The 18,964-nt window shown below is 65.8% G+C and carries 16 protein-coding genes; 8 read left to right on the top strand and 8 right to left on the bottom strand.

From position 1 onward, the window contains the following. Positions 1-48 precede the first annotated feature (48 nt). The 3 genes from LQ954_RS14350 (at position 49) to LQ954_RS14340 (ending at position 2,108) form a co-directional block, all read left to right on the top strand. On the top strand, positions 49-837 hold the full coding sequence (locus LQ954_RS14350; protein WP_227772141.1) for a DUF1206 domain-containing protein: 789 nt from the start codon (positions 49-51) through the stop codon (positions 835-837). Positions 838-892: 55 nt separating this feature from the next. After that, complete coding sequence (locus LQ954_RS14345; RefSeq protein ID WP_231023724.1) at positions 893-1,348, top strand: YaiI/YqxD family protein; 456 nt, start codon at positions 893-895, stop codon at positions 1,346-1,348. 211 nt (positions 1,349-1,559) lie between these two features. Next, positions 1,560-2,108, top strand: a complete 549-nt coding sequence (locus LQ954_RS14340; protein WP_443026637.1) for a fasciclin domain-containing protein — start codon at positions 1,560-1,562, stop codon at positions 2,106-2,108. Positions 2,109-2,208: 100 nt separating this feature from the next. Here the strand turns inward: LQ954_RS14340 and LQ954_RS14335 are convergent, their stop codons facing one another. The 3 genes from LQ954_RS14335 to LQ954_RS14325 form a co-directional block, all read right to left on the bottom strand. After that, positions 2,209-2,781, bottom strand: coding sequence for a LuxR C-terminal-related transcriptional regulator (locus LQ954_RS14335; RefSeq protein ID WP_231023723.1), 573 nt, complete (start codon positions 2,779-2,781; stop codon positions 2,209-2,211). 75 nt (positions 2,782-2,856) lie between these two features. Continuing rightward, the gene (locus LQ954_RS14330; RefSeq protein WP_231023722.1) at positions 2,857-4,062 is read right to left on the bottom strand and encodes an acyltransferase family protein; all 1,206 of its coding nucleotides are present in this window, start codon (positions 4,060-4,062) and stop codon (positions 2,857-2,859) included. Positions 4,063-4,217: 155 nt separating this feature from the next. After that, the gene (locus LQ954_RS14325) at positions 4,218-5,114 is read right to left on the bottom strand and encodes a LysR family transcriptional regulator (RefSeq protein WP_231023721.1); all 897 of its coding nucleotides are present in this window, start codon (positions 5,112-5,114) and stop codon (positions 4,218-4,220) included. A gap of 162 nt (positions 5,115-5,276) precedes the next feature. Here LQ954_RS14325 and LQ954_RS14320 point away from each other — a divergent pair, with 162 nt between their 5' ends. Next, complete coding sequence (locus tag LQ954_RS14320) at positions 5,277-6,329, top strand: NAD(P)-dependent alcohol dehydrogenase (protein ID WP_231023720.1); 1,053 nt, start codon at positions 5,277-5,279, stop codon at positions 6,327-6,329. 66 nt (positions 6,330-6,395) lie between these two features. On the opposite strand, the gene LQ954_RS14315 is transcribed toward LQ954_RS14320, so the two are convergent. After that, complete coding sequence (locus LQ954_RS14315; protein WP_231023719.1) at positions 6,396-7,271, bottom strand: hypothetical protein; 876 nt, start codon at positions 7,269-7,271, stop codon at positions 6,396-6,398. Between the two features lie 324 nt (positions 7,272-7,595). Between LQ954_RS14315 and LQ954_RS14310 the strand changes: the two genes are divergently transcribed. From LQ954_RS14310 to LQ954_RS14295, 4 genes are all read left to right on the top strand, one after another. Then, complete coding sequence (locus LQ954_RS14310) at positions 7,596-10,250, top strand: ATP-binding protein (protein ID WP_443026636.1); 2,655 nt, start codon at positions 7,596-7,598, stop codon at positions 10,248-10,250. A gap of 112 nt (positions 10,251-10,362) precedes the next feature. Further along, positions 10,363-12,345: a S9 family peptidase gene (locus LQ954_RS14305; protein ID WP_231023718.1), complete on the top strand. Its 1,983-nt coding sequence runs from the start codon at positions 10,363-10,365 to the stop codon at positions 12,343-12,345. 192 nt (positions 12,346-12,537) lie between these two features. Then, positions 12,538-13,740, top strand: coding sequence for a flavin monoamine oxidase family protein (locus tag LQ954_RS14300; RefSeq protein ID WP_231023717.1), 1,203 nt, complete (start codon positions 12,538-12,540; stop codon positions 13,738-13,740). Further along, complete coding sequence (locus LQ954_RS14295) at positions 13,737-15,263, top strand: cation:proton antiporter (protein ID WP_227772132.1); 1,527 nt, start codon at positions 13,737-13,739, stop codon at positions 15,261-15,263. Before LQ954_RS14300 ends, LQ954_RS14295 begins: the two co-directional genes overlap by 4 nt. Positions 15,264-15,296: 33 nt before the next feature. Here the strand turns inward: LQ954_RS14295 and LQ954_RS14290 are convergent, their stop codons facing one another. The 4 genes from LQ954_RS14290 to LQ954_RS14275 all read right to left on the bottom strand — a co-directional run bounded on the left by LQ954_RS14290 (position 15,297) and on the right by LQ954_RS14275 (position 18,936). Further along, entirely contained in the window at positions 15,297-15,689 is a 393-nt protein-coding gene (locus LQ954_RS14290) for a DUF983 domain-containing protein (RefSeq protein ID WP_231023812.1), read from the bottom strand. A 351-nt stretch (positions 15,690-16,040) separates the two neighbouring features. Continuing rightward, the gene (locus tag LQ954_RS14285) at positions 16,041-17,285 is read right to left on the bottom strand and encodes an acyl-CoA dehydrogenase family protein (protein ID WP_227772131.1); all 1,245 of its coding nucleotides are present in this window, start codon (positions 17,283-17,285) and stop codon (positions 16,041-16,043) included. A gap of 101 nt (positions 17,286-17,386) precedes the next feature. Further along, positions 17,387-18,265, bottom strand: coding sequence for a LysR family transcriptional regulator (locus tag LQ954_RS14280; protein ID WP_227772281.1), 879 nt, complete (start codon positions 18,263-18,265; stop codon positions 17,387-17,389). Between the two features lie 26 nt (positions 18,266-18,291). Then, positions 18,292-18,936, bottom strand: a complete 645-nt coding sequence (locus LQ954_RS14275; RefSeq protein WP_231023715.1) for a flavin reductase family protein — start codon at positions 18,934-18,936, stop codon at positions 18,292-18,294. Positions 18,937-18,964 lie beyond the last annotated feature (28 nt).

Genomic DNA, 18,964 nt, shown 5'->3' with positions numbered 1-18,964 from the left:
AACGAACTCCGCGTCCCAGCGGTTTGCGGGATCGAGAGGACATCGCCGATGAATGCCAGCGCACGGTTGACGACACTAACCCGGCTGGGGTTCGCCACCCGCGGGGCGCTCTATATCGTGATTGCGGTGTTGATCCTGCGCACCGGGCGGGCGGAAGACCCCGCCGGTGCCCTTCAATATCTGGGCGAAAGCGGCGGCCAGTTGCTGCTGGGCGTAATGGCCGCGGGGCTGCTGGGCTATGGCATCTGGAGACTGTCCGACGCTGCCTTCGACATCGAACGCCATGGCAGTGATCGCGACGGTGCGCTCGAGCGCGTGGGCGCGGCCGCCAGCGGAATCGTCCATCTGTTCCTTGCATGGCAGGCGGTGCGGCTGATGCAGGGCGCGGCGTCCTCGGGCGATTCCACCCGTGAGGGCGCCGAAACCGCGCTATCACTGCCGGGGGGAAGCGTGATCGTGATGCTGGGGGGCGTGGTGCTCGTCGGCGTCGGGATCCTGCAACTGGTCAAGGCGGTGAAGGCAACCTTCCTGGAATATCTCGACCCCGCCGTGGCTCGCCAGCCGTGGGCGCAATGGAGCGGCCGCATCGGCTATGCCGCTCGCGGCTTCGTGTTCATGATCAGCGGCTATTTCCTGTTGCGCGCGGGATCCGAGGAACAGGGCAACGCAGCCGGCGGCATGGACAAGGCGCTGGCGTGGCTCACCAACCCGTGGGACCTTGTGATTGCCGTGGGGCTGCTCGGCTTCGGCATTTTCGGCTTGGTCGAGGCCCGCTATCGACGGCTGCACGACGCGCCCGTGGACGGCATCGTGCGTCGCGCCACCGGTCGCGCATAGTCGAGCGCAACGCCGCGGGGGCGCAGCACGACACCTTCTGTGGCAAGAGAGAGCGATGACCCTGCCCAGAATTCTCGTCGATGCCGATGCCTGCCCCGTGAAGGAGGAAATCTACCGCGTCGCGTATCGCCGCGAAGTACCGGTAACATTAGTCAGCAACGCTTATCTGCGCGTACCCCAACATCCGCTGATCAACCGGATCGTAGTGGATGGCGGCTTTGACGCCGCTGATGACTGGATTGCCGATCATGTTGATGGCGCCGCCGTGGTCATCACATCCGACATCCTGCTCGCCGATCGCTGCCTCAAAGGCGGGGCAGGTGCGGTGCTTGGCGCGAATGGCCGCCCGTTCACGACCAGTTCGATCGGGAATGCCGTAGCAGTGCGCGCGATCATGAGCGATCTTCGCGCCGGCGGGGACCGCGTGGGCGGCCCGCCCCCGTTCAGCAAGGAAGACCGCTCGCGCTTCCTTTCCGCGCTGGATGAGGCGCTTGTACGTTTGAAGCGTTAGCCGCGCGGCCCGTTCGCAGCCGCGGCCAACAGCCCGTCCGCCGCACCTGTACCTATGGGCAGGTCACCGGCGCGCAATCCGATATTTCCTAGATTTGGCAGCAGGATAGCAGATTTTTCGCCGCGCGCGGCCGCTCTCGCGGGACGAAACAACTTAGCGGAGCGTGCATTCAGCGGGATCAGAACAAGCATCAGATCCCAAAGGAACGGATATGCCAGCGTTTCGCCACCTCATGATCCTCGCCGCCAGCGGTATGGCTCTCGCCGCCCCCGTCCACGCCAATGCCCAGGCCGCCGCCACACCGCAGGCATCGCGGACCATCGTTGAGAATGCCGCCGCCCTTCCCGATCTCAGCACATTGGTCGCGGCAGTGAAGGCCGCCGGACTGGTGGACACGTTGAGCGGCCCCGGCCCGTTCACCGTATTCGCCCCCACCAACGCCGCCTTCGATGCCCTGCCGCCAGGCACGGTGGACACGCTGCTGAAGCCTGCCAACAAGGCGCAACTGAGCTCTGTCCTCACCTATCACGTCGTGGCCGGGAAGGTGACGGCGGCTGATCTTGCCCGCCAGATCCGCGCCGGCGGCGGCATCGCCACTCTTACCACGGTTCAGGGCGCGAAGCTGAAGGCCAGCATGTCCGGCAGCAATGTGATGATCACCGACGCTGCGGGCGGCAGCGCGACGGTCACCACCGCGGACGTGCCGCAATCAAACGGCGTCGTGCACGTCATCAACAAGGTGCTGCTGCCCAGCGCTTGACGCTTCATCTGCCCTGCCCCGGGCCTGTCCCTGGATGCTCCCCCTGCTCAGGGACAGCGGATGGGGAGGCGCCTCCCAACGCCTCCCCATCACCCCTCGCTCAAAGCCCCGCTTCCACGGCCGCCCGGATCGCCTCGGCCGCGGTGCGACAGCCCAGCGCCTTCAGCAGCGCCGCGCGGTGCATCTTCACCGTTCGCTCGCTGATCTGCAGTTCATAGGCGATCTGCTTGTTCATGCGGCCGGCGGCCATCCTGACCAGCACGTCGCGTTGCCGGGTTGAGAGTCGCGCAATGGCGTCACGCGACGGCGAGGCCGGATTGTCTGCGGAAACCGGATATTGCGATCCGAGAATGTACCGCAAGGCGCCGTCCGCATCGAATATCGGCGCCAGCATCACGGCATTGCGAAAGGGCGTGCCGTCCTTGCGGTAATTGAGGATCTCCACCAGCGTGGTTCGCCGCTCCTGCACCGCGCGCCTCAGCTCGTCGGTCAGATCCGCCTCGGTGTCAGGTCCGCGCAGGAAGCGGCAGTTGCGGCCCACCACCTCCTCCTGCGCATAGCCGGTAAGGGCCACGAAGGCTTCGTTGCAGGCGATGATCGGTGTGTCCGGCAGATGGGGGTCGCTGATCACCGCAGCGACGGAACTGCCTTCGATCATGGCGTGCGGGGACATTGCTTCATGTTAGCCGGATTCCGGCATTTCTGGCAAACGCGCCGATGGTGAAGCGGCGATCGACGGGAGCCGCCGTCATCGCGCTGGTATTGGGCGGGGCGCCAATCCGGTGCGCGCGCCGGGCGACAATCCGCTGAACAGAAGCTGCAGCACGGCATGGCGCCTGATAACCAGCCACGCGGCCCAGCACAGCGTGAGCGTCCCGATCGTGAGCAACAGGAAGCGCGCGGTCACCGGAAGCGGAAGGCCGTCGACCGCCCAGAACAGGAACACCAGCGCCGGCAAGTGGAGCAGGTAGATGGCGAAGGACGCGTCCACCACCTCCTTCACCCAGGGATGTTCGCGATTGAACAAGGCAAACACGCCAGCGATCAGGAACTGGCTGAGACCGATCGCCGCCACCGCGCGCAGGATACAAACGAGCGCCCAGGGCAGCGCCGACGTCCGCGTCAGCAGGACGAAAGCCGCACCCGCGCCGATCACGGTGAGCGGCCACATCCAGCGGGTAACGGCGCTCCGCAGCCCTGCTGTGCGCTGGATGATCATGCCAAGGGCGAAATACGGCCCATACATCCAGGCAAAATGCAGGGTCAGCACGTCGGCGGCGAAGGAATCCTCGGCCATCACCCGCCCCTCCATCTTGCCGACCAGGAAGGTGAAGCAGCCGGTCGCCACCGCGTAAAGGAAGAGCAGCAGGCCCGCGTGCCCGGCAATCCGGCGATCCAGCGACGGGGCAATCGCCACCAGCCGGCGCCCCGGCATCAGCATGACCAGCCCGGCCGCAAGTGCGCTGTAGTAGATCAGCACGATCAGGAACCAGAGATGCTCAGTTGTCGATCGGCTGAGCGGCAGCGTCTGGTCAGCCCAGCTGGCAAGAACGCCGCCGGGCGGCGCGCTTTGCAACGCAACGCCCAGGTGCATGATCGGCACCAAGACGATCAGCCCGAAGACCAGCGGAATACCTAGCCTCGTCATGCGGCCGCGCAGCCATTCGGCCGGATCGCGACGCGCCAGCAGCATGGCCGCGAAATAGCCGGCGATGACGAAGAAACCATGCATCCTGAACAGATGCAGGAAGTGCATGACATAGGTCAGCGGGACGGATTGATCGGGGCTGCTGATCATCCAGCCGCCGCCCGCGCGAAACGGATGCGTTGCGTGAAACGGAATGCCCAGCAGCATCAGCAGCGCGCGCAACGCATCCCAATGCGGCTCACGCGTGGATGGCGACGGCGCCGGGGACGATAACTGATCCGCGCCGCGTACCGCTGCAACTGCCACTTGTTCGGACAGGCTGCTCCTCCCTCCCTCGACGCCGCGGCGGGCCGATGACGATCGGCGGCGGTGAACGGCGTCAATCTAGGGCAAGTGCCGCCATGATCCGGTGCTTATATGGACGTAATCCCGAATGGTTGGGCAATGATCGCCCGCCGGGTTCACGCAGCGCGGTAGCGCAGCGCTTCCACGATGACGGCAAAGGCCGGGGTCGGCTGGCGACGACTGGGATAGTAAAGGTGATATCCCGGAAACGGCGGTGACCATCGGGTGAGCACGGCTTCCAACGCCCCGCTGTCGATATGTGGCTGTAACAGTGACTGCGGCAGGTAGCAGATGCCGAACCCCGCCCGCGCCGCAGCAAGGATCGGGAATACCGATGAAAAGGTCAGCTGCCCCTGCACCCATACCCGTCGCTCATGCCCGTCCTGCTCGAACTCCCAGGCATAAAGGCCGCCGTAGGTGGGCAGGCGCAGGTTGATGCAGACATGCGTGGTCAGATCCTCCAGCGTCTCTGGCCGGCCGTGAGCGGCGAAATATCCCGGAGAGGCGGCCGCAATCATGCGGGCTTCCGGCCCGATCGGCACCGCGATCATATCCTTGGCGATGATGTCGCCGAAGCGAACGCCGGCATCGAACCGTTCGGCTACGATGTCGGTCAGTCGGTAATCCGTGTCGATCTCGACCTGGATGTCGGGGTAATCGCGAAGCACCGGTTCCAGGGCGGGCCACAGCACCGTGGTCAGCGAATGTTCGTCCGCGCTGATCCGCACCGTGCCGGCCGGACGTTCACGCAGGGCGCTCAGCGCCGCGACTTCCGCTTCGATCTCTTCGAAACGCGGCGCCAGCGCGCCCAGCAGCCGTTCTCCCGCCCCGGTCGGAGTGACGCTGCGCGTGGTGCGGTTGAGCAGGCGAATGCCTAGCCGCTCCTCCAGCGCGCGCATGCTGTGGCTGAGTGCGGAGGGCGTGACCCCCATCTGCGCCGCCGCGCGGGTAAAGCTCCGCTCCCGCGCAACCGCCACGAATGCCGTCAGCTCGGCCAGGTGCTGCCGGTTCATTCTTGAACTCCATTCACAACTGCATGCAGATCATCGCTTCTAATCGCCGGAACGCGCCGACGCTATGTTGGGGGGCACATGGGAAGACGGGCCGCATCCCGGCCGCTCTGGCCGCCGGGTCAGCGCTCATCCCCAAATCACAGCAAGGAAGGAGCATCACCAATGGCTACCATTGCCTATGGCGCACATGGCGCGGACAAGCCGGTCGAGCGCATGAGCATCGAACGTCGGGCACCCGGCGCCCACGACGTGCAGATCGACATCGCATATTGCGGCGTCTGCCATTCGGATCTCCACCAGATCCGGGCCGAATGGAGCGGCACGATCTACCCCTGCGTGCCCGGTCATGAGATTGTCGGCCGGGTCAGCGCGGTAGGCGCGGACGTTACCAGGTTTCAGGTCGGCGACATCGTCGGCGTCGGCTGCATGGTCGACAGCTGCCAGCATTGCGCCTCCTGCGGCGAAGGGCTGGAACAATATTGCGAGAACGGCTTCACCGGCACCTATAATTCACCGACCCCCGACGCGCCCGGGCACACGCTCGGCGGCTATTCGCAGCAGATCGTGGTCGACGACAAGTTCGTGCTGAAGGTACGCCATGCCGAGGAGCAGCTTGCCGCTGTGGCACCACTGCTGTGCGCCGGCATCACCACCTATTCGCCGCTGCGTCACTGGAACGTCGGCCCCGGCAAGAAGGTGGGCATCGTCGGCATCGGCGGTTTGGGCCATATGGGCGTGAAGCTAGCGCACGCGATGGGCGCGCATGTGGTTGCCTTCACCACCTCCGAGAGCAAGCGGGAGGATGCAAAGGCGCTGGGGGCAGACGAAGTCGTGGTGTCGCGCAACGACGAGGAGATGGCGGCGCACGCTGACAGCTTCGATTTCATCCTCGATACCGTGGCGGCGAGCCATAATCTGGACGCGTTCACGGCCCTGCTGAAGCGCGACGGGACGTTGACGCTGGTCGGCGTGCCCGAACATGCACACCCCTCGCCGGATGTGTCGGCGCTGATCTTCCGCCGACGTGCCATTGCCGGTTCGCTGATCGGCGGCATCGCGGAAACGCAGGAAATGCTCGATTTCTGCGCCGAGCACGGCATCGTCGCTGACATCGAGATGATTTCCGCGCAGGAGATCGACGCTGCCTATGAACGGATGCTGCGCAGCGATGTGAAGTACCGCTTCGTCATCGACAACGCGACCATGGCTGCCTGACACGATCGGGCCGCGGCGGCGCCTCCCTGTCGGGGCGCGCCGCCGCTCGCGGGCGCCGGAGCGGCGTTACGCCGCGGCTTCCAGCACCCGCATAGCCGCAGCGCCGGTCAGGTCATGATTGGACATGCCGTCCGCGATGAACTGGTCCAGGCTCTGCAGCGCGCGCGGGAGGATGGTGATCTGGCGCGCGGCCTGGCTGATCTGAACGAGACCCTGAGTCTGCGCATCATTGAGCAACTGACGAACATGGGTCCGTGAGATCGAACAGCTTCTGGCGAGGTCGGCCAGCGAAAGCGATACGGTGGCTGACCCCGCCACCAGCGTCGCGCTTACCAGTCGGAGCAGCACCAGGATGCCCGCATCGCGCGCCAGGAACAGCATGATGTCCGGGTTGCGGAGCAACACCATCGCGGATTGAACGAAGAAGTCGCAGGCGACGCCGCGCTGCACCCGCTGGAACGCCGGATCGCGTCCCAGCGCGCGCGCATAACGGCCCTCCCCGAACAGGATCGCGAGCGGCCGGTAATGGCTGATCAGCCATTCCTGATCGTGCGCAAGCATCTTGGGCGTCGGCGCCAGCAGCCGCACCCGTGCGTCGTGCGGCGACACGCGGCTTTCCAGATAACCGGTCTGGATCAGACGGGAGACGACCTGCTCGATCCGCCGCGGGCTCGCCAGCCCGAAAGGGGCAAGCGCCTTTTTCAGATTGCTGATCGTCGGCCAGGTATCGCGATCTTCTTCGCGAAAACCGGCATCCAGGCAGATGGCCACCGCGAAAATCACGGTCCGCGCCCCTTCCAGCAACAACCGGTTGAGAAACACGTCATCGCCATATAGCGCGAGAACACCATTCAAATAGGCAACCCGCGCTTTTGAATATTCAGGGTGCGCCAGGATTGATGCTGCCGTCCGGTATTTCACCTGAAAATGTGAATCGTACACCTCTTCGCACACGATCGAGACGCCCCCACCCCTGAACGGCGGGGGGAATGACATACCTGTACTGGAGTTGGAAGAAGTCGTGCAATGCACGGGCAAATTCTGTCTTCATCAAGTTCAACGATCCCGTCGCTGTACTGATTACTAGGCTCAGGCAGGGATCGCGCGCTTCGATCCCTGATCGTCATCGCTCGACCTGCGTCCGGCGCGGCCACCGCGCCGGCCTCGCCAAGGAACATGATCTGCAGGCCGATCAAGACGGGCGTGTGGCTGGAATTATCAACAGCCCGGCGCTAGTCGCAGGTCGATGAATCCGGAGCCAAGGTATTGACGATCCAAGTTCCCGGTCACGGCACTCTTGCCGATGTCTTCGTCGGAGACGGCGAAATGGCGCGGCTCATGCGGGCGCACGATTGGTCCGCGACCTCGCTCGGAACGCCGGAAAGCTGGCCCAATGCCCTGAAGGTTGCCCTTCGCCTGCTGCTCACCTCACGGTTCGAGATGTGGCTTGGCTGGGGCCCGGACATCAACTTCTTCTACAACGATGCCTATCGGCCCACTTTGGGGATCAAGCATCCCCGCTCGCTGGGTGTGCCAACACAGGTCCTCTGGGCCGAGATCTGGGACGATATCAAGGACCGGCTGGCAACCGTTTACCAAACGGGAGAGTCGACCTGGGATCGCGCGCTCCTGCTGGTGCTCGAACGCAATGGCTATCCCGAGGAAACCTACCACACCTTCTCCTACAGCCCGCTGATCGGTGACACCGGCAAGGTCGAAGGCGTGTTCTGCGCTGTGTCGGAGGAAACCGACAGGGTCATCAGCGAACGGCGGCTTGCGTCCCTGCGGGAGCTCGCATCCGGGCTTGCCGCGGCGCAGGAGCAGCAGGAGGTGTTCGAGGCGATCCGCGCCGGCCTCGCCCACAACAGCCACGACCTGCCGTTCAGCCTGGTATATCTCTTCCGCGAGGATGCGGCGCCTTCGCTTGTCGCTGCAGCGGGCATGGCACCGGATCACGCGCTGGCAGCACCCGATCACTGGAATCTGGCGCGGATCTCGCGCGACAAGGGCGTAATCGTCGAGGACGCACCCGAAGGCGATCTGCCGCGCGGCGCCTGGAACAAGCCGCCACGTCAGGTGGCCATTGTTCCCCTCGCCGGTCAGCGCAGTGGCCGTCCACGCGGCGCGATCGTCGTCGGCCTCAATCCCTATCGCCAGGTCAGCGACGAATATCTGAGCTTTCTGGAGCTTCTCGCCGGCCAGATCGCCTCCCGGCTGGCCAGTGCCGAGCTCATGGAGCGCCGCACGCGTGAGCGTGACCGGGTCCGCGAATTGTTCCGGCAGGCGCCCAGCTTCATGTGCATTCTCGCCGGGCGAGAGCATCGCTTCGAACTGGTCAACGACGCTTATCTCAGGCTCGTCGGCCATCGCGACCTCATCGGCCTGCCCGTCCGCGAAGCACTTCCGGAAATCAAGGGACAGGGCTTTTTCGAACTACTCGACAGCGTGTTCGCCAGCGGGGAGCCGTATGTCGGCCGCAACATGCCGGTCGCGATTCAGCGCACCCCCGGGTCAACGCCCGAGGAACGCTTCGTGCATCTGGTCTATCAGCCGATCTTCGATTCCGAAGGCGCGGTCTCCGGCATCTTCGTGGACGGCTATGACGTCACCGATCAGAAGCGCGCGGAGGACCAGCTCCACCAGCTCAACGACACGCTGGAACAGCGGGTCGCCGAGCGGACCGACGAGCTTCGCATGGCGCTGGAGCAGCTTCACCATGAAGCGAAGGAGCGCGAGGCCGTCGAACAGGCACTGCGCCAGTCGCAGAAGCTGGAGGCCCTGGGCAAGCTGACCGGCGGGGTCGCCCACGATTTCAACAACCTGCTGCAGGTGATCAGCGGCAATCTCCAGCTGCTGACTCGGGACGTGGCGGGCAATCCGCGCGCGGAAAAGCGGGTGGAAAATGCCATGGCCGGCGTCACGCGCGGCGCCAAGCTCGCTTCACAGCTGCTCGCCTTCGGCCGCCGTCAGCCGCTCGAGCCCAAGGTGCTCAACCTCGGCCGTCTGATCGGCAGCATGGACGACCTGCTTCGCCGCTCGATTGGTGAGGATGTGGAAATCGAGACGATCATCGCAGGCGGGCTGTGGAACACGCTGATCGATCCGGGCCAGATCGAGAATGCCATCCTCAATCTCGCGATCAACGCGCGCGATGCGATGGCGCACGGCGGTCGGCTCACGATTGAGGCGAACAACGCCTTCCTCGATGACGGATATTGCCGGCAGCATGACGACGTAACGCCCGGCCAATATGTGATGATCGCGGTGACCGACACCGGATCGGGCATTCCGCGCGACATCATCGACCAGGTGTTCGAACCCTTCTTCAGCACCAAGCCGGAAGGCAAGGGCACTGGGCTTGGGCTGTCGATGGTGCACGGGCTCGTCAAGCAAAGCGGCGGGCATGTGAAGATCTACAGCGAGGTGAACGAAGGTACGACCATCAAATTGTACCTGCCGCGCGCCGTGGAGGACGAAGACCTGATCACCGACACCAGCGCCGCGCCGGTGCGGGGCGGATCCGAGACGGTCCTGGTTGTCGAGGATGATGACGAGGTGCGCGAAACCGCCGTCGCCCTGCTGTCGGAACTGGGCTATCACGTGCTGAAATCCCGCGATGCGTTGAGCGCGCTGAACGTGATCGAAAGCGGCATTGCCATCGATCTCCTGTTCACCGACGTGGTGATGCCGGGGCCGCTCCGCAGCCCGGAGCTGGCGCGCAAGGCAAAGGAGCGGCTGCCGCAGCTCTCCGTGCTGTTCACCTCCGGCTATACCGAAAACGCCATCGTCCATCATGGCCGCCTCGATCCGGGCGTGGAGCTGCTGTCCAAGCCGTACACGCGCGAGGCATTGGCGCGCAAAGTCCGCCACGTCCTGGGCAAGCACGACGAAGAGGGGGATGGTTCTCTGGCACAGCGCTGAGCGATCTCGCCGTGCAGAGCCGGCGGGCCATCACGGCCGCCGCGCGCCTGGGCACGTCGCCGACCGCGCTTCCTGCTTGACGGCATAACCATCGTCATCCGATCAGGGTGGCATGTTCAAACACTTTGCAGCCTCGCTCACCCTCGTCGCGCTTGCGGCCGGCGCCTCCGCCCAGACCATCGCTCAGCAGACCGCCAGCCCGCAGACTGCCGGCGCTCCAGCGGTCAGCCAGCGCCAGGTCGGCAGCGCCACCCTGTCGGGCGTGCCGGAAATCCCGGCCGATGTGCGCGAGGCGGTGCAGCGGTACCAGAACAGTCGCGCGGCGCAGTTCGAGGATTGGCTGCCCGATGGGTCGATGCTGATCGCCACGCGCTTCGGCGCGACGCAGCAGCTGCATCATGTGGCAAAGCCCGGCGCGACGCGCACGCAGGTCACCTTCGGCGCGGAGCCGATCGCCAGCGCCACCGTGATCCCCGGCACCGACCGTTTCGTAATGACGCGCGACACCGGCGGCGACGAGTGGTTCCAGCTCTACACCCGGGGCCTGACCGGCACCGCGCAGCAGCTGACGCAGGCGGGGACGCGCAACGGCTCGCCCGTGTTCAGCAAGGACGGCAGCCTCCTCGCCTGGGCGCGCGCCACCAAGGGCAGCGCGGCGTACACGATCCTCGGCGTCGATCCGAAGGCCGGCGGCACGCCGCGCACCTTGTATCAGGCGGACGGCGCCGTGGCCCCGGCGGACATTGCGCCCGACAAGTCGCGGCTGATCTTCGTGCGCAGCCTGTCGAACCGCGAGGACCAGCTATTCGAACTCGATCTCGCCACCGGCAAGGCACGGCGCATCGCGCCCAAGGCAGGAGTCGCCGTCTATCAGTCCCCGCGCTACCTGCCGGGCGGCAAGAAGCTGATCGCCATTTCGGATCGCGGCAACGACACCCGCCAGCTGGTCGAGATCGACCTCGCCACCGGCGCGCAAGTGGTGCTGACGCCGGGGCTGAAGTGGGACGTCGAAAGCTATGACCTGACCGATGACGGCCGGGTGCTCGCTTATGCCGTGAACGAGGACGGCTTCTCGCGCGTCGTCGTGCAGGATCGCATCACCCGCCGCGCGCTGCCGCAGCCGACGCTGCCCCAGGGCGTGCTCACCGCGCTGAAATTCTCGCCGGACGGCAAGCAGCTGGCGATCGGCCTGACCTCTGCCACCTCCGCCGGCGACGTATGGAGCTGGGACGTCGATGGCGGGGAGCTGACGCGCTGGACCACGTCCGAACTCGGCGACCTTGATCCGGCGCAGCTCGCGGAGCCGGAGCTCATTCGCTTCAAGTCGTTCGACGGCCTGTCGGTGCCGGCGTTCGTCTATCGGCCGAAAGGCGTGCCCGCGGGGACGCGGACGCCGGTGATCATCGACATCCATGGCGGGCCGGAGGCGCAGACGCGGCCGATCTGGAATTACGGCGCGCAATATTTCGCCGACGTGCTGAAGGCGACGGTGATCCTGCCCAACGTCCGCGGCAGCGACGGCTATGGCAAGCGCTACCTCAACCTCGACAATGCCGAGAAGCGCGAGGATTCGGTGCAGGACATCGGCGCGCTGCTCGACTGGATCGCTGAGCAGCCGAACCTCGATGCCAATCGCGTCGCGGTCTACGGCCAGTCCTATGGCGGGTACATGAGCCTTGCCGTGATGACGCATTATTCCGACCGGCTGGTCGGCGGCGTCGAGCGTTATGGCATCAGCAACTGGATCACCTTCCTCGAGAATACCGAAGCCTATCGCCGCGACAATCGCCGCGCCGAATATGGCGACGAGCGTGATCCCAAGATGCGCGCCGTGCTGGAGCGCGTGTCGCCGATCACCAACGTCGATCGCATCAGGAAGCCGATGCTGGTGATGCAGGGCGCCAATGACCCGCGCGTGCCGCAGCTCGAATCCGATCAGGTGGTGGAGAAGCTGCGCCAGAACGGCAATGAGACCTGGTACGTCCTGTTCGCCGACGAGGGCCATGGCTTCCTGAAGAAGCCCAACAACGATCTTCGCCGCGAGGTGGAGACGGTGTTCCTGCGTCGCCTGTTCGAGCAGCAGCCGGCGCGCTGATCCCGGCAATCGCCCAAAATTGCCCCGCTCGATGCCGGCCGGGGCAACAGGCCAATCTGACCCGCTAACAGGCCGGAACCCGGCCGAAAGCCGCCGCCGCGGTCCTATTACCGGCCGATACGCTCCGCTCGCGCTACGGATCGCACCCCTGCTCCCGCACGTTGCGCTGCTCGACGTGGCAGGTGATCGGCAATGAAGGATGAAGTCGACGTCGTGATCGTCGGCGGCGGCGCAGCCGGGATCGCGGCCGGTCGGTGGCTTACCGACGCGGGGCGATCGGTTCTGATCATCGAGGCGCTGCCGCGGCTGGGCGGGCGGGCGCACACCGTGCTGCTGGGCGGTTATCCCGTCGATCTCGGCTGCGGCTGGCTACATTCCGCAGAACGCAACCCGTTGAGCGCGCTGGCAAATTCGCTCGGCGTGGCCGTCGATCGCAGCAAGGCGGCCTGGGGTGATCAGCTGGGCGCGATCAACTTCCCGAAACAGGCGCAGCAGGAAGCCTGGCAGGCTTATGAGGCGTTCACTGATCGGCTCGCCAAGACACCGCCCGCAAGCGACCGCGCGAGCGACGCACTGACCGAGTGGCAGCCGTTCATCAACGGGCTTAGCAGCTTCATCAATGGCGTCGAAACCGACCGCCTCTCCGCTCGCGATTTCACCGCCTACGAGGATGCGGCCAGCGACAATAATTGGCGCTTGCCCGACGGTTACGGCGCGTTCATCGCCGCGCTTGGCCGCGACGTGCCGATGATGCTAGACACTCCCGTCAGCGCCATTCGAGCGGGCGTCGTCGAGACCGGGCGAGGCGCCATCCAATCCCGTGCCGTGATCGTGACCGTGTCCGCCGAGGTCCTGGCGCATGGCGCCATCCGCTTTCCTTCGGCAGCCGCGGATCATCTCCACGCAGCCACGCAGCTACCCCTGGGGCTGGCCGATAAGCTATTCCTTTCGCTTGCCGATCCCGAAGCCGTTCCCGCGGAATCGCACCTGCTCGGCCGGTTCGATGATGAAGGTACCGGAAGCTATTATCTCCGGCCGTTCGGACGACCGATGATCGAATGCTTCCTGGGCGGCGCTCATGCCCGCGCGCTGGAGCAGGGTGCGGCAGTCGATTTCGCGATTGGCGAATTGCGCGCGCTGCTCGGCGCGGATTTCGCGAAGGGACTGCGGCCACTGCTGGCAACACGCTGGGCGAAGGAGCCGACGATCCTGGGCTCGTACAGCCATGCCTTGCCGGGCCACGCAGGTGCGCGCGCAACGCTCGCGCGACCGATCAACGATTGGCTTTGCCTGGCCGGCGAGGCCTGTTCCCCGCACGATTTTTCCACCGCGCATGGCGCGTGGCAGAGCGGGATTGTCGCCGCTCGGCACGTCCATCAGGCAATGCCGCAATGACTTTCTTCGAAAGCCTGCTTGCGCTGCTTGGCATCGCGATCGTGCTGCTCCAGGTCGCGAGAAGAAGCGGGATCCCCTACCCGGCCCTGCTCGCCGGCGCTGGTGTGGCGCTCGCCTGGATTCCTGGTGCGCCGGTGATTGCGCTCGATCCGCATACCGCGCTGGCGCTGTTCATCGCCCCCGTATTGATCGACGCTGCCTATGACTTCCCGGTCGGTACCGCGCAGCGCCTGTGGCGGCCGCTGTTCGCGCTGGCCGTGATCGCCGTGCTGCTGAGCGCCGGCGTGGTAGCGTGGCTGGGCATGACCTGGGCGGGCCTGCCCTTCTACGCAGCCCTGGCGCTGGGCGCGATCGTCGCCCCGCCCGATGCCGCCGCCGCGACCGCCATTTCGGGCAGCGTCCGCATGCCTCGCCGCACGGTGGCGGTGCTGAAAGGCGAAAGCCTGCTCAACGATGCCGCTGCCCTCCTGCTGTTCAGCACCGCCATCCTGATTCAAAGCCATGGCGGGGTGGATGCCAGCCTGGTGCTCACCGTCAGCCTGGCCGCCCCCGGCGGCATCGCACTAGGCTTCGCGCTGGCATGGATCATGCGGCGGGTCCAACCGCTGGTTTGGGGCACGCTCAGCGGAAACATTCTGCAGTTCGTCACTGGCTTCGGCGCCTGGCTGCTTGCCGAACGGCTGCACCTTTCGGCGGTGCTTTGCCTCGTCACCTTCGCGATGACGATCGCGCGCTCGGCGGGCCTCGCAACGCCGCCGCGCGCCCGCATTCACGACTTCGCCGTCTGGGACAGCGCGGTGTTCCTGCTGAACGTCTTCGCTTTTTTACTGATGGGATTCCAAGCGCGTACCATCATCGGCGCCATGAGCGCGGCGCGGCTGGCGGATGCCGCCTGGTTCGCGGGCGCAGTGGTCGCATCGCTGATCGTCGTGCGTCTGGCGTGGGTGCTGTTCTACAACCGGGTCGCGCACCATTTCCCCCGATTGCGTGGCGACGTTTCCCCCGCGCGCTTCGGCGAAGGGGTGCTGGTCGGATGGTGCGGCATGCGCGGCCTGGTAACATTGGCCACGGCCTTTGCCCTGCCCGCACAGTTTCCGCAGCGCGATCTTATCGTCCTCACGGCCTTTGCGGTCGTGCTCGCGACATTGGTAGTTCAAGGGCTCACGCTTGCTCCGCTGGTCCGTCGTCTGCGGCTGGACGGCGACGACGGGCTCGGCGAGGAACTGGCCAGGGCGCGGCGCGAGATGGCCGAGGCGGCGCTCACCGCGCTACGGGACAGCGGGGGGCCCGCAGCCGATCACTGGCGCTGGGGCTATCGCCTGAAGTTGACCAACGACGCGGCGACGACCGCACAGAAGCGCTCGCTTGGCCTCGCCGCCATCCGTCACCAGCGCGAGCGGCTCGAAGCGCTGCGTGACGCTCAGCGGGTTGGCGCGGATGCCTTCCTGGTGCTGCAGGAAGAGCTCGACTTTGCCGAGGTAAGCCTGCGCACCGAGGAGGAGCGACGCATTGAGGAGGCTTGATGACGTTGATTGTACGGCGCCGCTGAGGAGACGCTATTGATCGAAGTCGCTTTGCTCGGGATCGGTGCCGTGCAGTTGCGCCCAGAGCTTGCGGGTCCCCGCCTCCTGCGCCCGGTTCACATATTGCGACGCGACCAGCCATCCCTTGATCGGCCGCAATGGGAGCAAGGTACCGATCGCCATGAACGGCACGGAGGTTAACAGGTGAACCCATGCCGGCGGATCAAACGCCACTTGCACCCAAACGACAAAGGCGATCAGCGGCAGCGCGCAAACGCACAGTGAGAAGAACGCCGGCCCGTCATCGGGCGCAGCAAAACGATAGTCGAGACCGCACGTCCCACAACGATCCACGATCTTCAGCCACGACCGAAACATGCGCCCCTGCCCGCAGCGGGGACAAAGCCCCTTCCACCCGCAACGCATGATCCAGCGAAACTTGGCGCCGTCGGTGTCGTGCTCGACAGGCACAGGATGATTGTGTTCCACGCTGGACGAGATAGCGCGCGAATTTGCTGGCAGGATTGGACAAATTGTCCATCCGGCGCATTCCGGCAAGTGGCGCCGGAACTACACCGGATCTGGTGTGGCCTACTGCCGCGGGACGGCGGGCGTTAGCTCCCGCCTAGCCGAAGGACTTAAAAGGGGTGTCGGCCGCGCGTCACGGCTGTGGAGCCGGCGCGTGTTGTGATCCTCTCAGCACGCGGAGCGCCGGGGAACAGCCCTGTTCCCCGGCACCACGCTGGTGATGCCCTGCTACATCGGGCGTTCGCGCGATCAGTGCAGCGCCAGCTCGTTGCGACCCACCACCATGTGGTGCACCTCGTCCGGCCCATCGGCGAAGCGCAGGTGGCGGACGTCGGCATACAGCTCTGCGAGCGGGGTGAACTGGCTCATGCCATAGGCGCCGTGGATCTGAATCGCCTGGTCGATGATCTGGCAGGTCTTCTCCGGCACCATCGCCTTCACCATGCTGACCCAGACGCGCGCCTCGCGGTTGCCCAGCACGTCCATCGCCTTCGCCGCCTTCAGCACCATCAGGCGCATCGCCTCGATCTCGATCCGCGCGCGGCTGACGAGCTCCAGGTTCTTGCCCAGCATGATCAGCGAGCGGCCGAACGCCTCGCGCGAATTGCCGCGCTTCACCATCAGGTCCAGCGCGACTTCCGCCTTGCCGATCGTGCGCATGCAATGGTGGATACGGCCCGGGCCGAGGCGAACCTGCGAGATCTCGAAGCCGCGGCCCTCACCCAGCAGGATGTTCTCGCGCGGCACGCGCACGTTGTTGAACTTGAGGTGCATGTGGCCGCGCGGCGCGTGATCCTTGCCGAACACTTCCATCGCGCCGATGATCTCGACGCCCGGCGCATCCATCGGCACCAGGATCTGCGACTGCTGCTGTGACGAAGGGGCATCGGGGTTGGTGCGCACCATCGTGATCATCACCTTGCAGCGCGGATCGCCGGCGCCCGAGATATAGTGCTTCTCACCATTGATGACCCATTCGTCGCCCTCGAGCCGCGCGGCGCAGCGCACGTTCTTGGCGTCCGACGAGGCGACGTCGGGCTCCGTCATCGCATATGCGGATCGGATCTCGCCGGCGAGCAGCGGCTCGAGCCATTGCTTCTTCTGCTCGGGCGTGCCGACACGCTCCAGGACTTCCATGTTGCCCGTATCGGGCGCCGAGCAGTTCAGCGCTTCGGACGCAAGCGGCGACTTGCCGAGCTCGGCCGCGATATAGGCATAATCGAGGTTCGACAGTCCCTCGCCCGTCTCGGCGTTGGGAAGGAAGAAATTCCACAGGCCGGCGGCCTTGGCCTTGTCCTTGGCGCCCTGCAGCAGCTCCAGCTGCCCCGGTGCGAAGCTCCAGCGATCCTCGCGCTCTTCGCCGAGCCGCTCGAACTCGGGATAGATCGGATCGACATGGTCGCGGATGAACGCCTTCACGGCGTCGAAAAGCGGGCGGGCGCCCTCGGACATGCGCAGGTCGTCTAGTTCGGGAATGGTGAAGATATTGGACATGGGGCCCCACTCTGGTGCTGGAAAGCCACGATCCTACTGCTGCCCCGATCATCGGCGGTAATGATCATCCGCGATCACTGCCATGAGCGTCGTTCATGCCTTCAGGCGCCCGCGACATGCTCCTGCACCAGTCGCCGCAGCCAGACATTGCCGGGATCGCGCTCTGCCGCCGGGTGCCACAGCAATTGCAGCGGCCGGGGCGTGATCGCGAACGGGAGCGGCAGGACCTGGTTGTCCGCCACCGGCAGCAACGTAGCCGCATGGGTGCCGAGCAGGGTCAGGATCAGGTCCGACTGCGCGACCACCTGCCAGGCCGACCAGATGTTCTGGCAGCGGATCGCCACTCGCCGCGTCTCGCCCAGCGCCGCCAGCCCCTCGTCCTCCAGCCCGGGGCCCGAGCGGCGCGGCGACGCCTGAACGTGATCGGCGGCAAGATAGGTGGCAAGGTCGATCGCGCCGTCGATGCTTGGGTGCCCGCGCCGCGCAGCCACCACCATCGTGTCGGTCTGCAGCGGCACCGCACGCAAGCCGACCGTCGCATCGCTCGCCACGTCGATCGCGAGGTCCAGGTCGCCGCGCGCCAGCTCCTCCGCCACTTCGCTGCGGCGGAAGTTGACGCTGGCCAGCGTCACGCCCGGCGCCGCGCGCGCGACATGCGCTACGATGCCCGCGAACACGCGCGCCTCGTTCGCCTGGCGCAGGCCGATGCGGAAGGCGCGCGTCGAGGTTGCCGGATCGAAGCGCGCCGCGGCGACCAGCGCCTGCTCCACCCCCTGCAGCGCGTCGCGCACCGGATCGATGATCGAGCGCGCCAGCGCGGTCGGCACGATCGCATTGCCCACCCGCACGAACAGTTCGTCGTCGAACGCGACACGCAGCCGGGCGAGCGCGTGGCTGATCGCCGACTGCGACAAATGCAGATGCCGCGCCGCCGCCGTCACCCCGCCGTGCGTATAGATCGCCTCGAAGGTGCCGAGCAGATTGAGATCGATGCGGTTGATCGGCCTTATCGCGCGTCTCCCGCGGGGACGCGCGCGGGATCGAACGCCGGCCGCGCCATGGTGAAGGTGTCGGTGTTGCGCAGATAGGTGCCCGCGCCGTGCATCCGCCCGATCAGCTGCATCGCGGCGGTATCGATGTGGAGCTTCGCGGGATCGGCGATGAACTCGTCGCGGATATGCGTCACCAGGATCTCACCGACCGCGATCACTTGCCGCGGGCCAATCTCCAGCACCTCGCGTTTCACGCATTCGAAGCTCACCGGCGCGGTCGCGATCAGCGGCGGCGCGACGCGTGTCGCCTGCGCGGTGGCGATGCCGGCATAGTCGATCTCGCTCACCTCGCGCGGTGCATCGACGCACGACAGGTTCATCGTCTCGGCATCCTGCTCGCTGACGAGATTCACGACGAACTCGCCGGTCTCGATGATGTTCGTCGCGGTATCCTTGTCGGCGCCGTTCGCATCCTTCAGCAGCCCCAGCACCAGCAGCGGCGGATCGTCGCCCATCGCGTTGAAGAAGCTGTAGGGCGCGGCATTCACCACGCCGTTCGTGCCCCGCGTCGTCACCCACGCGATCGGCCGCGGCGTGACGGTGGAGACGAGCAGCTTGTAGCGCTGCCGCGGCGGCAGATCGGCCATCACGAATTTCATGGCCGATGCCTTCCACTAAATTCCTGCA

Source organism: Sphingomonas sp. IC-11 (genome assembly GCF_021043365.1).
In the GTDB taxonomy this organism is placed as follows: domain Bacteria; phylum Pseudomonadota; class Alphaproteobacteria; order Sphingomonadales; family Sphingomonadaceae; genus Sphingomonas.
This window is presented reverse-complemented; position numbering and strand designations above follow the sequence as displayed.

What these genes read in the sequence shown, in the direction of transcription:
- LQ954_RS14350 (WP_227772141.1), top strand. Translation starts at nt 49, where the DNA reads ATGAATGCCAGCGCACGGTTGACGACACTAACCCGGCTGGGGTTCGCC.
- LQ954_RS14345 (WP_231023724.1), top strand. Translation starts at nt 893, where the DNA reads ATGACCCTGCCCAGAATTCTCGTCGATGCCGATGCCTGCCCCGTGAAG.
- LQ954_RS14340 (WP_443026637.1), top strand. Translation starts at nt 1,560, where the DNA reads ATGCCAGCGTTTCGCCACCTCATGATCCTCGCCGCCAGCGGTATGGCT.
- LQ954_RS14335 (WP_231023723.1), bottom strand. Translation starts at nt 2,781, where the DNA reads ATGTCCCCGCACGCCATGATCGAAGGCAGTTCCGTCGCTGCGGTGATC.
- LQ954_RS14325 (WP_231023721.1), bottom strand. Translation starts at nt 5,114, where the DNA reads ATGAACCGGCAGCACCTGGCCGAGCTGACGGCATTCGTGGCGGTTGCG.
- LQ954_RS14320 (WP_231023720.1), top strand. Translation starts at nt 5,277, where the DNA reads ATGGCTACCATTGCCTATGGCGCACATGGCGCGGACAAGCCGGTCGAG.
- LQ954_RS14305 (WP_231023718.1), top strand. Translation starts at nt 10,363, where the DNA reads ATGTTCAAACACTTTGCAGCCTCGCTCACCCTCGTCGCGCTTGCGGCC.
- LQ954_RS14300 (WP_231023717.1), top strand. Translation starts at nt 12,538, where the DNA reads ATGAAGGATGAAGTCGACGTCGTGATCGTCGGCGGCGGCGCAGCCGGG.
- LQ954_RS14295 (WP_227772132.1), top strand. Translation starts at nt 13,737, where the DNA reads ATGACTTTCTTCGAAAGCCTGCTTGCGCTGCTTGGCATCGCGATCGTG.
- LQ954_RS14290 (WP_231023812.1), bottom strand. Translation starts at nt 15,689, where the DNA reads ATGCGTTGCGGGTGGAAGGGGCTTTGTCCCCGCTGCGGGCAGGGGCGC.
- LQ954_RS14285 (WP_227772131.1), bottom strand. Translation starts at nt 17,285, where the DNA reads ATGTCCAATATCTTCACCATTCCCGAACTAGACGACCTGCGCATGTCC.
- LQ954_RS14275 (WP_231023715.1), bottom strand. Translation starts at nt 18,936, where the DNA reads ATGAAATTCGTGATGGCCGATCTGCCGCCGCGGCAGCGCTACAAGCTG.